This is a genomic window from Devosia ginsengisoli (assembly GCF_024707105.1).
GTDB lineage: Bacteria > Pseudomonadota > Alphaproteobacteria > Rhizobiales > Devosiaceae > Devosia > Devosia ginsengisoli_A.
This window is the reverse complement of the sequence record NZ_JANQAJ010000005.1, coordinates 256,432-269,792: the sequence shown is the minus strand read 5'-3', so window position 1 is coordinate 269,792 and position 13,361 is coordinate 256,432. Positions and strand designations below refer to the sequence as shown.

The window sequence follows — 13,361 nt, the reverse complement described above, 5'->3', positions numbered from 1 at the left end:
GAGCATTTGCGGACTATTATCGCCAAGCTATGGATCGGGATCGCTGCTCAGCGGTGCCTCGTAGTCGAAATCATCGTCATCGGACGGGGTCAACAACGGCCGGTTCACCGAGCTTGAAATCGCTGCGATCTCAATCAGGTCCTTCCCAGCGCGATAATCATAGAAATAGCCGTCGCGGACAAACCTGCGCATTCCGGGAACCGGAAGAGCTTCGTCAAAGAATCCGGCTTCGGCAAAGCTGGCGAGGTCGCGTCTTACGGACTTCACTCTTTCCAGGAAGCGCTCCGCCGCCAATCGATTGTGCTGTCGAAGATATGCAGCTTCCTGCCGCACGTAGTCCGCGGCGTTTCTGGAAAGCCGGACTTTCATCAAGCGGCATTTCCGCGGACGATCTGTTCCACCTGCGCGATGACATCATCCATGTCTTCGGACTCGCCGTTACCGAGCTGCCTGAGGCCGTCTGCGACGCTCAGAATCTCGGCGCCCTCCCCCGCCAGGTAAAGACGCAGAGCGCGCACCATAACCCAGCTTCGGGTGCGATCCGAGGTTTCCGCGATCCGTTCAATTGCCGCCAGAACGTCACGCGGAAGCCGGAGTGTGATCGGATCGGAAAGGTCTTGGCCAGCCATGAAGATGCTCCAAACAATGAGCATACAGTGTATTACAAAAACGCAAAGTGGCAAGCAATTTCAGCTATTCGCTACCCGCCCTACTTGCTTTCCGCCGCCGGATAGACGCCCAGGACGCGGAAGTGGTCGGTGAAGAAGCCGAGTTCCTCGAAGGCGAACTGGACGGCCGGATCGGCGGGGTGGCCTTCGATATCGGCGTAGAACTGGGTGGCGGTGAAGGCGCCGCCGACCATGTAGCTTTCCAGCTTGGTCATGTTGACGCCGTTGGTGGCGAAGCCGCCCATGGCCTTGTAGAGCGCGGCGGGCACGTTGCGGACGCGGAAGACGAAGGTGGTCTTGACCTTGCCATTGCCGGCCGGCGCTTCCTGCTTGTCACGGGACAGGACGAGGAAGCGCGTGGTGTTGTGGTCCGCATCCTCGATATTGGAGGCGAGCACGGTGAGGCCATAGATATCGGCGGCGAAGCGCGAGGCGATGGCGGCAACGGACTTGTCGGCCTTGTCAGCCACTTCACGGGCCGAGCCGGCGGTATCGACGGCATTGATGGTACGGAAACCGTGTTCGATGATGAACTTGCGGCACTGGCCGAGGGCGACCGAGAGCGACTGCACGGCCTTGATATCGGCCATCGTGGCGCCAGGCACGCCGAGCAGGTTCATCTCGACGCGCAGGAAGGTCTCGCCGATGATGTTGAGACCGCTTTCGGGCAGCAGGTGATGGATATCGGTGATGCGACCATAGAGCGAATTTTCCACCGGGACCACGGCATAGTCGGCGCGGCCGGACTGCACGGCATTGATGGTTTCCTCGAAGGTGACGCAGCCGATCGCTTCTTCGCCGGGGAAAACATTGGAGGCGGCGGCATGGCTGAAAGCGCCGGGCTCGCCCTGAAAAGCGATCTTCTTGGTCATCGAAAGGTCCATACGTGGTAGGCGAAAGGCTTTTGAACCCAGGGGGTGACGGAGTCAATTGAGGCAGATGGAGGTGGCTCCACTCAGGGGGAAGCATTCCTGCCATTCGAGCATAGCTCTCATGGCCTTCTCACCTAAAATCGCTCCACTGGAGCGATTTTGCCGGCGGGACGGTTCGAAGTGTCGCAGCAGGCCTTTGGATGGTTGCGCCCGCTTCGCCTAGCGACTATCTTCCGCCCGCGTCGGGCCGCTCCGTTGAGGCGATTTTCCCCTGGGACTATCGAAAGTCGAGCCGGGTTCGACTACAAGTCCACAGGGGATGGACCGGCAGAGAGACCAAATGGATTCGTTCGAGCTTAACAAGATCATGGGCGCCGTGCTCGGCACGCTATTGTTCGTCATGGGTGCCGGCTTCGTCGCTGACGCCATCTACCATCCCATCGAGGGGCGCGGGCCGGGCTATGCCCTGCCGGAGCCGGAAGTCGCCGATCACGGCGCCGCGGTGGCGGAAGCCGAGCCGGAAGTGCCGCTGGGCCTGCTGCTGGCGAGTGCCGACCCGGCCAAGGGCGCCAATGCCGTCAAGAAGTGTCAGTCATGCCACAATTTCGGCGAGGGCGAGCCCAACAAGCAGGGTCCGCATCTCTATGACGTGGTGGGCCGCCCCGAGGGTGCCGTGCCGGACTTCTCGTATTCCGACGGCATGAAGGCACATAACGCCGCCGGCGACACCTGGACCTACGAGAATCTCAACCACTTCCTGACCAAGCCGGCCGACTATGTGCCCGGCACCAAGATGAATTTCGCCGGTATCCGCACCGCCGAGGAACGCGCCGACATCCTGGCCTACCTGCAGACGCTGTCGGCCAACCCCGTGCCGTTCCCGGCCGCCGAAGAAGCCGCGCCAGCCGAGGGCGAGGGTGACGCGGCTGCCCCGGCAGAGGAAGCGGCTCCCGCTGCCGATGCGGAGGCTGCTCCGGCCGCCGACGCAGAAGCTGCACCCGCAGTTGACGCCGAGGCTGCCGCACCGGCGGAAGCCGGGGCCGAGGCCCCTGCCGCCGCGCCGGCCGATGCCCCCGCGACAGAGCCGGCCGCCGTGACGGACACGCCGGAAACCACATCGACGGAAACCCCGGTGGAAGGCACCCCGACCACCACCGCGCAGTAATCGCGCCAGAGCATTTCACCGTTTCGTTGAAACGGCGAAATCGCTCTGGTTCTTCGTTTGTCGCGTTTCCGAACCGCAAAACCGTTTGCTACTTTTGCTGGAAACGCTCCAGACCGGATTTGAACAGGAGCTGCGCCCGCAAGGCGCAGCTCTTTGCTTGAGGAGGATATCATCATGCTGCTGCTGCACCTGTCCGATGTCGACGAGGCGAGCTGGGCCGAAAAGCTGAAGGCGGCGCTGGCCCCCTACCCCGTGGTGCAGAGGGGCGACGATTTCGACCCGGCAGCAGTGCGCTATATCTTCGTGTGGAAGCCCAGGCCCGAGGCGTTCGACGGGCTTGATGGTCTCAAGGCCATCCTGTCGCTGGGGGCGGGCGTGGATGCGCTGCTGAAGCATCCGCGACTGCCGGATGCGCCCATCGTGCGGTTTGTCGATGCGGATCTGAGCCAGCGCATGAGCGACTATGTGGTGGCGCATGTGACCATGCATCACCGGCTCTATACGCGGTTCCGCGCCGACCAGAAGGCCAGGCGCTGGAGCCAGCTCTACCCGCCGGCGGCATCGGAAACGACGGTCGGCATCATGGGCATGGGCGTGCTGGGGCAGGATGCAGCTGAGCGACTCAAGCCGCTGGGCTTTACACTGCGGAGCTGGAGCCGGACGGCCAAGGACATTGCAGGCGTTGAGGGCTTTGCCGGGATGGAGACGTTCGACGCCTTCCTTGGAGGCACCGACATTCTGGTGAACCTGTTGCCGCTGACGCCGGAAACCACCGGCATTCTCAACTACGAGACCTTCAGCAAGCTGCGGCGCGGCAAGCTGGATGGCGGCCCTGTCATCATCAATGCGGCGCGCGGCGGGCATCAGCGGGAGGCCGATATCGTCAGGGCGCTTGGCGATGGCACGCTGGGGGCGGCGAGCCTCGATGTGTTCGAGACCGAGCCGCTGCCGGCGACGAGCCCGCTGTGGGAGATCGAGAATTGCTATGTGACGCCGCATATCGCGGCGATCAGCAATGAGGCGACCGGGGTGGCGTATTTTTCCCGGATCATTCGCGAACACGAGGCGGGTGGGGCGCTGGTGAATGTGGTGGATCGTGGACGGGGATACTGACGCGATCGTTATTCCGGCAAGCGCACGGAGCATGCAATGTGTGGCAGGCGGCGCGGTAGCCGCGTCACAAATGTTCAGTAACAGGGCCGAATGACCGACAATCCTGCGCAGGCCAAACCCCTCAAATTCTACGACCGTCTCAAGCTGGCGACCCAGCATCGGTTGGCAGAGCCCATATTGGCGCTGTTGTGCTTTCTCGAAGCGATGATCCTGCCGATCTTCCCGGAGATCATGCTGGCGCCGATGATCGTGGCCGACCGGCGGCGCGCCTGGCGGCTGGCGGCGATCTGCACGGCTTCCTCGGTGATCGGGGGGCTGGCCGGCTATGCCATCGGCTATTACCTGTTCGATACGGTGGGTCGGGCGATCATCGATTTCTACGGCGCCGGAGACGGCTTTGCCTCGCTGACGCAGAGCTTCAACGACAATGGGCCGCTGATGATCATCATCGGCGCGATTTCGCCCATTCCCTACAAGGTCATCACCATTACCAGCGGGGTGGCCGGGCTCGACCTGTGGACCTTCATCATCTATGGGCTGATCGGACGCGGCGCGCGCTATTTCGTGCCCTGCGGTCTGTTCTATTTCTTCGGCCCTGCCGCCAACCGCTTCATCGAGAAGCACAAGGCGGTGGCGGGCTGGGGCATGCTGGTGCTGGTCATCGTGGGCTTTGCCATGGCGCCGCTGCTGTTTCCTAAAGCCGGCACTGAACAGGTGCAGGAGGCCGTTGAGGTCATCGACCAGGCGACGCCCGATGAGTTCAACCTGCCCACGCTGCAGCCGGACCTGTCGCTGGACTAGGGACTTCAGAAAGCCCCCAGCTCTGCTCAAAGGGGAGTGTTTACTTCCAGCGCTTGGGCGCTTTGCCTTCTTCCCTTGTGGAAGAAGGTGCCCCTCCGGGTCGCGTAGCGCCCGAAGTCAGGCTCCGGGCGGATGAGGGGGCGTCGAGTTAGCCACTGGCACTAAAGCATGGGATAGCGCAGCCCCCTCACCCGGAAATCCGCTGGACGCGGATTTCCACCCTCTCCCACAAGGGGAGAGGGGTAGCCAGCCTCATGCGCTCAAGGCCAACCCTCCCCCCGGGGAGTGGGCACAAGCCCATGCCCTCTGCTGTCCTTACCCCTACAGCTCCAGGGCCCAGTATTGCCCGTTGAGGTCCACGCCGAAGGAGTGGTGCTTTTCTTCGCGGATCAGTTGGAAGCCGGCGGCCTGGTAAATGCGGCGGGCGGAGACCAGGCAGTCCTGGGTCCAGAGGATGACGCGGCGGTAGCCCGAGGCACGGGAGAAGCGGACAGCTTCATCGACCAGACGCTTGCCGATGCCGTGGCCGCGGAAGGCGGGCTCGGTATAGAGCATGCGGAGCTGGGCGGTGCCGGCTTCTTCGGCGGGGATGATGAAGACCGAACCGGCGATCTCGCCATCCTGCTCGGCGACCCAGAGGGATTTGGGTGGGGTGGCGGGGGCGGCTTCGTATTCGGCATAGATGCGGGTGATGAGCGTCTCGAACTCGCCATTCCAGCCCTGTTCGAGATGGTAGAGCAGGCCCTGGCGATGGATGAGCCAGCCGATATCGCCGACGCGATGGGGGCGCAGGACGAGCGGGGTATCGCCCGGCTCACCCAGCAGAGCCTCGATGCGGCGCATGGCGCCGACGAGGTCACGGCGGCCGAACTCGTCCAGCGGTTCGAGCAGGCCAGTGGCGGCGGCAGCGTCGCTCATTTCGTTGAAGCGGCGGAAGAGCGCGTCGCCTTCGGGGGTCAGAGCCAACGGGACCATGCGCTTGTCGCTGGTGCGTGGGAGCGAAGCGACAATCCCCTGATCCATCAGGCGCCAGACCAGCCGGCTCATCTGACCGCGATCCATCTGCAGCGTATGGGCGATGATGGCCGAGGTGGAGCTGCCATGCTTTCCCAATTCATAGATCACCCGCGCCTCGGCCAGGCTATAGGCACTCTTGTGCATGCCCTCTTCGAGCAGGCCGATGACCCTGGTGTAGAAGCGGTTGAAGGCGCGGACCTGCGCAATATCGGCGGGATTGACGGACATGGTCCGACTCCTGATTGACTGTTGACATAGTCAATCAACTCGTTGTCATAGTCAACTATATCGCTGTTTCAGCACGCCATAGACGGCGCGGATGCCTTGGTCGGTGCCGCCCTGGCTGCGGCCGGGGCGGGCTTCGGGGGCCCAGCCATAGATATCGAGATGGACCCAGGCGCCGGCATTGCCGACGAAGCGGCGCAGGAACAATGCGGCGGTGACCGAGCCGGCAAAGCCGCCGGTCGCCGCATTGTTCACATCGGCGATTTTCGAACTCATCATGGAATCGTAGGGTGACCAGAGGGGCATGTGCCACAGGGGATCGTCGCTCAGGGCGCCTGACGCCATGAGGGCACGGGCGAGGCTGTCGTCGGTGCTGTAAAGGGGCGGCAGATCGGGGCCGAGGGCGACGCGGGCGGCGCCTGTCAGCGTTGCCATGTCGAGCAGCAGGTCGGGCTTTTCCTCATCGGCGAGGGCCAGCGCATCGGCCAGGATGAGGCGGCCTTCGGCATCGGTATTGCCGATTTCGACGGTGAGGCCCTTGCGGGATTTGAGCACGTCGCCGGGGCGGAAAGCGGCGCCGGCAATGGCATTTTCGACGATGGGGATCAAGACGCGCAGGCGGACGCGCAGCTTGGCCGAGACGATGGCATGGGCGAGGCCGAGCACGTTGGCGGCGCCACCCATATCCTTCTTCATGATCAGCATGCCGGAGGCGGACTTGATATCGAGGCCGCCGGTATCGAAGGTGACGCCCTTGCCAACGAGCGTCACCTTGGGATCGCCGGCCTTGCCCCAGGTGAGATCGACCAGGCGCGGCGCCTCGGGGCTGGCGCGGCCGACGGCATGGATCATGGGGAAGTTGGCCTTGAGCAGGGCATCGCCCGATGTGACCTTGATGTCCATCTTGCGGGCCTTGGCGAAGGCACGGATTTCGGCCTCGAAGGCGTCGGGGCCCAGATCGTTGGCCGGGGTGTTGATGAGGTCGCGCGCCAAGGTCGCGGCTTCAACCAGGCGGGTGACTTCGGCGGGGCCGGGATCAGCCAGGGTAGGCGCGGGCTTGCCCTGGCGATAGCGATCGAAACGATAGGCGCCGAGGCGGAAGCCGAGGGCGGCGAGATCGGGATCGGCCAGGGCGCCTTCGAGGCGATAGGCGCCGGGAGCCAGGGCGGCACCGGCAAGGCCGGTGACCAGAGCCGGACGGGTGTCGGCTTCGCCCGTACCGAAGAGAAAGGCATCGAGTGCCCCGCCCTGCCCCGGCAGCGCCAGCAGGCGCCCGCGCTGGCCGGAAAAGCCGTTGGCTTGAGCCCAGGCCGCATGGGTCGCGGACAGATTGGCGGCGGCGAGCCCACCCTCTTCGACACAGATGAGGGGCAGGACGGGGGCTTTGGGCATGGTGGACTCCGGGGTGTTGCTGCTGTTGTAGCGGGGCGGGAGAGTCGCGGCAACGCGGGGGGTGATTGCGCGCGCTGTGCGCGTGGCCCCACCCCACCCTCGATCCCCTCCCCATCCAGGGGAGGGAGGCGCCAGATCGGATGCCAGTGCTCATTGTCTCCCTCCCCCCTGTGGGGAGAGATAAAGGGTGGGGGTGGTTTGGCTCCGATGTCGGCGAACAGCAGCCTGCTTTAACCGCCCGTTAGGGTTAATGATTTATTGCAGGGATATGTCACCGCTGAACCGCTTTTCGAAACCCCTGCGCGTGCTGCTGCTGGCCGGCGTGGCGGCGGTGGCGATCAGCGCTTGCGCGTCGAACCGGACCAGCATGCCCTCGCCGGATTATTCCGGCATGGCGGCGGGCCAGAGCCAGCAAAGCCTGGCCGAGTTGACGGCGCGCTACAAATCCAACCCCAAGGACAAGGGCATTGCCATCCACTATGCGGCGGCATTGCGCGCGGTGGGGCAGAGCCAGCAGGCCGTATCGGTGCTGGAAATCAGCATGGCCTATTACCCCGGCGACGTCGATGTCGCGGTGGCCTATGCCAAGGCGTTGACGGCAGATGGGCGGTTCGACCAATCGCTGCAGGTGCTGGACAATGTGATCCGTCCCGAAGCACCGGACTGGAATGCGCTGCTGGTCAAGGGCGCGACGCTCGACCAGGTCGGCCGCAACCAGGAAGCGCGGGCGCTTTATGCGCAGGCGCTGGTATTCGCGCCGGGCGAGGCCTCGATCGAGGCCAATATGGGCCTTTCCTATGCCATGACCAAGGAACTGCCGGCCGCCGAGCAGCATTTGCGCCGGGCGGTGCAGATGCGCGGGGCGACCAGCCAGATCCGCCAGAACCTGGCGCTGATCGTGGGCCTGCAGGGGCGGTTCGAGGAATGCCGGGCGCTCTATGCGACCGAATTGCCACCAGCGCAGGTGGAGAGTAATATGGCCTATGTGCGGGCGTTGCTGACGCAGCAGAACCGCTGGGACCTGATCGAACAGGGCTGACACGGCGCCATGGCGACAGAAAAAATTTCCCGCTGGAATATGCACAAATTCCCCATCGCCAGCCAGATGGAATATCGCAAGGCACGCCGGGCCGAGGCGCAGTCGATCATCGACAAGAATGCCCAGCTCGCCAACAGCTTCGCCGCGATCAGCAAGAACCGGGTCGCCGAAGAGGGGAACCTGTTCTCGCGCATCGCCATGGAGCGGATGGGCCAGAAAGTCTCCAAGCGCGCCTGAATCCGGCCGAGCGTTCAGCCGCCGCCCATCGCGCTGGAGACCGGGCTGCCGAAGACCTTGATCATGGCCGGGGCCATGATGACGATGAACAGCACCGGCAGGAAGAACAGGATCAGCGGCACGGTGAGCTTGGGCGGCAGGGAGGCGGCTTTCTTCTCGGCCTCCATCATGCGCTGCTCGCGGCCTTCCTCGGCCATGACGCGCAGGGCCTGGCCGACCGAAGTACCGTAGCGATCGGCCTGGATCAGCGCGGTCATCACCGACTTAACGCCATCCAGGCCCGTGCGGCGGCCCAGATTGTCATAGGCGCGGCCGCGGTCTTCGAGGAAGGACAATTCGGCCGTGGTGAGGGTCAGTTCCTCGGCCAGCTCGACGCTCTGGGCGCCGATTTCCTTGGCGACGCGCTTGAACGCGTGTTCCATCGACATGCCGGCCTCGACGCAGAGCAGCATCAGATCGAGACAATCGGGCCAGGCTTTCTTGATGGAGGCCTGGCGCTTGGTGGTGGTGTTCTTGAGCAGCAGATTGGGCAGGTAGGCGCCGAGCAGGGCAGCACCGACGGCGTAGGTGACATTGAGGTAGAGCGGCCGGCCGCCCGGGGCCAGCACCAGCAGATATAGCGCGGCCAGCGCAAACACGACCAGGGGCGTCACGAAGCGCATGAAGAGGAAGGTGGTCAGGTGCCCCTGCCCGCGGAAACCGGCCATGGCGAGCTTGTCGACGGTGGCATCGTCCTGGAACGCCTTCTTGAGATCGAAGCGCTCCACGACATTCTTCATATAGGTCTTGGTTTCGGCGTTGCGCCGGATGCCGCGACTATCGGCAGCAGCGATGCCACCGCCGCGCAGGCGGGCCATTTCCTCGGCGCGCATCTTCTCGCGCTCCAAAGCTACCCGCTTGATGCGGCTGCGCATCTCGGACTTGACGATGAAGCTGGAGCCGAAGGTGAAGACCACCGCCGCGGCCGATACGGCGGCGAGCACGGAGATGAGGAATTCCCGCTGGGTCAGAAGCTCGACGAAATTCATGGCGGCGCGCTCCCGGTCAGTAGTCGAACTGAATCATGCGGTTCATGATGAAAATGCCCAAAGCCAGCATGACCGCGCCCACGCCCAGCCAGATATGGCCCAGCGACGTGGTGAAGAGCGGCACCAGATAGGTGGGGGAAACCACGCTCACCAGCGTGCCGACGACGAAGGGCAGCGAGCCGATAATGCCGGCGGAGGCCTTGGCCTCGGACGACATGGCCTTGATCTTCATCTTCATCTTCTTGCGATTGCGCAGCACCTTGGCCAGGTTGCCCAGCGCTTCGCTGAGATTGCCGCCGGCCTGCTGCTGCACGGTGATGACGACGACGAAGAAATTGACCTCGGGCAAAGGCACGCGATCGAGCAGCACGGTGACCGCCTCGGTCATGGACAGGCCGAAGGCCTGCTGGTCGAGCACGCGGCCGAATTCGGATTTTACCGGCTCCTTGGCATCCTTGGCGACGACGCGGATGGAGTCGTTGAGCGGCAGGCCGGTCTTGACGCCGCGCACGACGGCTTCGACGGCGTTGGGCAATTCGTCGAGGAAGCGGTCCTGATATTTCTTGCGCTTCTGGCCGACATAGATGCGCGGCAGCAGATAGGCGGCAGCCACGGCGAAGACCGGAGCCAGGTAGATCGGCACCTGGACGACAATGAGGATGACCAGCACGGCCACGCCGAAGATGATGCTGTTGCGGATGAAGGCCGCCGGCTTGATGGTCATGCCGGCCTGGAACAGCAGTTGCGGCAGGGTCACGCGCTTCCGGGCATTGAGCGCATTGGTCTGCGACTTGAGGGCCTGCTGCACGCTCTTGCGCCGGTCGTCGCGGCTGCGGGCGGCATTGGCTTCGAGGCGGTTGACGCGCAGATCGCCCTGCAGCGCCTTGCGACGCTTGTCGGCCCGGCTGCCGCCCAGCGCCGACGGCACGAGCGCAAAGCCCGCCGCACCGACGGTGATCATGGCCAAAACGACGAGCAGGATAGTGGTCATCACGAATCCAGCAACTGACGCTGTTCGGTATTGGACTTTTCGAGCGCTTCGACGAGGTTGGCTTCCTCGTTGAAGTAGCGGGCGCGCTCGGCGAATTGCGGCTTGGTGATGCCGGTGGAGCGATGCTTGCCGAGCAGCATGCCATTCCCGTCCTCGCCCAGGATGTCGTAGAGGAAGATATCCTGGGTCACGATCACGTCGCCTTCCATGCCGAGGATCTCGGTGATGTGGGTGATGCGGCGGGAACCATCGCGCAGGCGGGCGGCCTGCACCACGACATCGATGGACGAGGTGATCATCTCGCGGATGGTGCGGCTGGGCAGGCTGTAGCCGCCCATGGTGATCATGGATTCGAGGCGGGAAAGGGCTTCGCGCGGGCTGTTGGCGTGCAGCGTGCCCATGGAGCCATCGTGACCGGTATTCATGGCCTGGAGCAGGTCGAAGCTCTCGGGGCCACGGACTTCGCCGACGATGATGCGTTCGGGCCGCATGCGCAGGCAGTTCTTGATGAGATCGCGCATGGTGATCTCGCCTTCGCCCTCGAGATTGGGCGGGCGGGTTTCGAGGCGCACCACATGGGGCTGCTGGAGCTGGAGTTCGGCAGAGTCCTCGCAGGTGATGACGCGCTCATCCTTTTCGATGAAGGCGGTCATGCAATTGAGCAAGGTGGTCTTGCCCGAGCCGGTACCGCCCGAAATCAGCACATTGGCGCGGACGCGGCCAAGGATGCGCAGCACTTCGGCGCCTTCGGGCGAGATGGAATTGTATTTGACGAGCTGCTGGAGGGTCAGCTTGTCCTTCTTGAACTTGCGGATGGTGAGCGCGGCGCCATCGATGGCCAGGGGCGGCGCGATGACGTTGACGCGGGAACCATCGGGCAGGCGCGCGTCGCAGATAGGCGAGCTTTCATCGACGCGGCGGCCGACCTGGCTGACGATGCGTTGGCAGACATTCATCAGATGGGCATCGTCGCGGAAGCGCACATTGGTGAGCTTCACCTTGCCGGCGACTTCGATGTAGCATTTCTGGGACCCATTCACCATGATATCGGCGATATCGTCGCGGGCCAGCAGCGGCTCGAGCGGGCCATAACCCAGCACATCGTTGCAGATATCCTCGAGCAGGTCTTCCTGCTCGGAAATGGACATGATGATGGATTTGAGCGCGATGATCTCGGCGACGATGTCGCGAATTTCCTCACGCGCCGCATCCTGGTCCATGGTGGCGAGCTGGCTGAGATCGATGGAATCGATCAGCGCGCTGAAGATGGCCGACTTGGTGTGGAAATATTCCTTGTCGCGCGCGGCATCGGCCGGGGCGCGGACATCGACCACTTCGTCGCCGCCGCGCATGCGGGCGGCCATGGCATCAGTATCAGCGGACCGGCGCGCGGGCGCAGACTGGGCTTCGGCTTGCGGCGCGGCACTCGGAACCGGACGCTGGACTTCGCCGACGCCCGGAGTATTGCCACCAAAAGATGTGCGCTTGCCAAACATGGTCGTCCTACCGTTCTAGAGGGCTACAAAGACCGCCCTCAGGCCCGCTTCTTCAGGAAAGAGGGCAGTTTCATCAGGTTCGATGACCGGCCCCCGGCATGTGTCGCCTGCCGCCCCGTCACATGCAGGCTGACGGCGCGGTAGACATCGTTGATCTTGTTGTTGGCGGCCACCTCGGCAATCATCTGCCCATTGTTGGCGGCGGTGCCGAACAGGGCCGCGTCGAACGGAATCTGGCCGATAAGCTGGCATTCCACCGAGGAGGCGAATTCGGCCGGATTGATTTCGGGCCGGCGCGGCATGCCCACCTTGTTGAGCACCAGGCAGGGCGCATTTTCGGTGGGGCGCAGGGCACGGACGGTGTCGGCAATATTCTTGGCATTGCGCAGGTTGGCGAGGTCCGGCTCGGCCACGATCACCACTTCGTCGATGGTGGCGAGCGTCTGGCGGACCCAGGCGTTCCAGGCATGGGGAATATCGAGCACCACCATGGGCATGGTGTTCTGGCAGAGTTCGAGGATCTGCTCGAATTCGCGCTCCTCGAAATCGAAGGTGCGATCCAGCGTGACCGGCGCGGTCAGCAGGTTGATGTGACTGGCCGCCTTGCTCATCAGGCGATCCAGCATGGTCTGGTCGACCTTCTGGTTGGCCGAGAGCGCATCGGCGAGACCATGCGGCGGGTCCTGATTGAAATTGAGGCCGGCCGTGCCGAAGGCCAGGTCCATATCGAGGATCAAACTATCCTGCCGGAGTGCCGTGGCGATGGCCCAGGCGACGTTATGCGCGACGGTGGAGCCACCGGCGCCGCCCTTGGCCGAGACAAAGCCCACGGTGCGCCCGATGGGGGCGGCATTTTCGGAGGCGAAGAGATCGGTGATGGCGCTGACGATCTGCTGGGCGGTGGCCGGCAGCACGATATATTCCGAAATCCCCGAGCGGATCAGCTCGCGATAGAGCAGCACATCGTTGACATGGCCCAGCACCACGACGCGGGTCGAGGCGTCGCAGACTTCGGCAAGGCGCTCGAGCGCGCCAGGGATTTCGTCGGGGCTGAGATTGGTCTCGACGATGATCAGATTGGGCGTGGGGTTGGACTTGTAGGTCTCGACCGCGCCGTCGATGCCGCCATTGTGGGTGGTGAGGGCCACCTTGGACATGCGCCGGTCATGGATGGCGCTTTCGACCAGTTGGGCCGTCTGGGAATGTTCGCAGAAGGCCTGGATGGTGATGCGCGGAATGAGGCGCGCGCCCGAGGCAATATCGGCTGCCGGCTCTTCTACCTTGGGCTCTGAACTGAGAAAACTCATGAAACCATTA

The 13,361-nt window shown here is 63.8% G+C and carries 14 protein-coding genes; 5 read left to right on the top strand and 9 right to left on the bottom strand.

Annotation, left to right across the window (positions count from 1 at the left end; translation table 11 throughout):
- Positions 1 to 27 precede the first annotated feature (27 nt).
- From NVV79_RS02760 to NVV79_RS02750, 3 genes are all read right to left on the bottom strand, one after another.
- Positions 28 to 369 carry a type II toxin-antitoxin system RelE/ParE family toxin gene (locus NVV79_RS02760; RefSeq protein WP_303986025.1) on the bottom strand — a complete coding sequence of 114 codons (342 nt, stop codon included), beginning with the start codon at positions 367 to 369 and terminating at the stop codon, positions 28 to 30.
- Positions 369 to 629 carry a CopG family ribbon-helix-helix protein gene (locus NVV79_RS02755; protein WP_303986023.1) on the bottom strand — a complete coding sequence of 87 codons (261 nt, stop codon included), beginning with the start codon at positions 627 to 629 and terminating at the stop codon, positions 369 to 371. Before NVV79_RS02755 ends, NVV79_RS02760 begins: the two co-directional genes overlap by 1 nt.
- A gap of 80 nt (positions 630 to 709) precedes the next feature.
- A complete protein-coding gene (locus NVV79_RS02750) occupies positions 710 to 1,540 on the bottom strand; it encodes a prephenate dehydratase (protein ID WP_303986021.1) in 831 nt (276 codons plus the stop codon).
- A 340-nt stretch (positions 1,541 to 1,880) separates the two neighbouring features.
- Between NVV79_RS02750 and NVV79_RS02745 the strand changes: the two genes are divergently transcribed.
- The 3 genes from NVV79_RS02745 (at position 1,881) to NVV79_RS02735 (ending at position 4,619) form a co-directional block, all read left to right on the top strand.
- Positions 1,881 to 2,705, top strand: coding sequence for a cytochrome c family protein (locus NVV79_RS02745; protein ID WP_303986019.1), 825 nt, complete (start codon positions 1,881 to 1,883; stop codon positions 2,703 to 2,705).
- Between the two features lie 174 nt (positions 2,706 to 2,879).
- On the top strand, positions 2,880 to 3,818 hold the full coding sequence (locus NVV79_RS02740) for a glyoxylate/hydroxypyruvate reductase A (protein WP_303986017.1): 939 nt from the start codon (positions 2,880 to 2,882) through the stop codon (positions 3,816 to 3,818).
- A 90-nt stretch (positions 3,819 to 3,908) separates the two neighbouring features.
- Complete coding sequence (locus NVV79_RS02735; protein ID WP_303986015.1) at positions 3,909 to 4,619, top strand: YqaA family protein; 711 nt, start codon at positions 3,909 to 3,911, stop codon at positions 4,617 to 4,619.
- Between the two features lie 321 nt (positions 4,620 to 4,940).
- Here NVV79_RS02735 and NVV79_RS02730 read toward each other — a convergent pair whose 3' ends face one another.
- On the bottom strand, positions 4,941 to 5,864 hold the full coding sequence (locus NVV79_RS02730) for a helix-turn-helix domain-containing GNAT family N-acetyltransferase (RefSeq protein ID WP_303986013.1): 924 nt from the start codon (positions 5,862 to 5,864) through the stop codon (positions 4,941 to 4,943).
- A gap of 51 nt (positions 5,865 to 5,915) precedes the next feature.
- Positions 5,916 to 7,253 carry a M17 family metallopeptidase gene (locus NVV79_RS02725; RefSeq protein ID WP_303986011.1) on the bottom strand — a complete coding sequence of 446 codons (1,338 nt, stop codon included), beginning with the start codon at positions 7,251 to 7,253 and terminating at the stop codon, positions 5,916 to 5,918.
- 268 nt (positions 7,254 to 7,521) lie between these two features.
- On the opposite strand from NVV79_RS02725, the gene NVV79_RS02720 reads away from it, so the two are divergent.
- Entirely contained in the window at positions 7,522 to 8,292 is a 771-nt protein-coding gene (locus tag NVV79_RS02720) for a tetratricopeptide repeat protein (RefSeq protein ID WP_303986009.1), read from the top strand.
- A 9-nt stretch (positions 8,293 to 8,301) separates the two neighbouring features.
- Positions 8,302 to 8,529, top strand: a complete 228-nt coding sequence (locus NVV79_RS02715; protein ID WP_303986008.1) for a hypothetical protein — start codon at positions 8,302 to 8,304, stop codon at positions 8,527 to 8,529.
- A gap of 14 nt (positions 8,530 to 8,543) precedes the next feature.
- On the opposite strand, the gene NVV79_RS02710 is transcribed toward NVV79_RS02715, so the two are convergent.
- From NVV79_RS02710 to NVV79_RS02695, 4 genes are all read right to left on the bottom strand, one after another.
- Positions 8,544 to 9,557 carry a type II secretion system F family protein gene (locus tag NVV79_RS02710; protein ID WP_303986006.1) on the bottom strand — a complete coding sequence of 338 codons (1,014 nt, stop codon included), beginning with the start codon at positions 9,555 to 9,557 and terminating at the stop codon, positions 8,544 to 8,546.
- A gap of 16 nt (positions 9,558 to 9,573) precedes the next feature.
- On the bottom strand, positions 9,574 to 10,548 hold the full coding sequence (locus NVV79_RS02705) for a type II secretion system F family protein (protein ID WP_303986004.1): 975 nt from the start codon (positions 10,546 to 10,548) through the stop codon (positions 9,574 to 9,576).
- A complete protein-coding gene (locus NVV79_RS02700) occupies positions 10,548 to 11,900 on the bottom strand; it encodes a CpaF family protein (RefSeq protein WP_303986398.1) in 1,353 nt (450 codons plus the stop codon). Before NVV79_RS02700 ends, NVV79_RS02705 begins: the two co-directional genes overlap by 1 nt.
- A 182-nt stretch (positions 11,901 to 12,082) precedes the next feature.
- On the bottom strand, positions 12,083 to 13,351 hold the full coding sequence (locus tag NVV79_RS02695; protein ID WP_303986002.1) for an AAA family ATPase: 1,269 nt from the start codon (positions 13,349 to 13,351) through the stop codon (positions 12,083 to 12,085).
- Positions 13,352 to 13,361 lie beyond the last annotated feature (10 nt).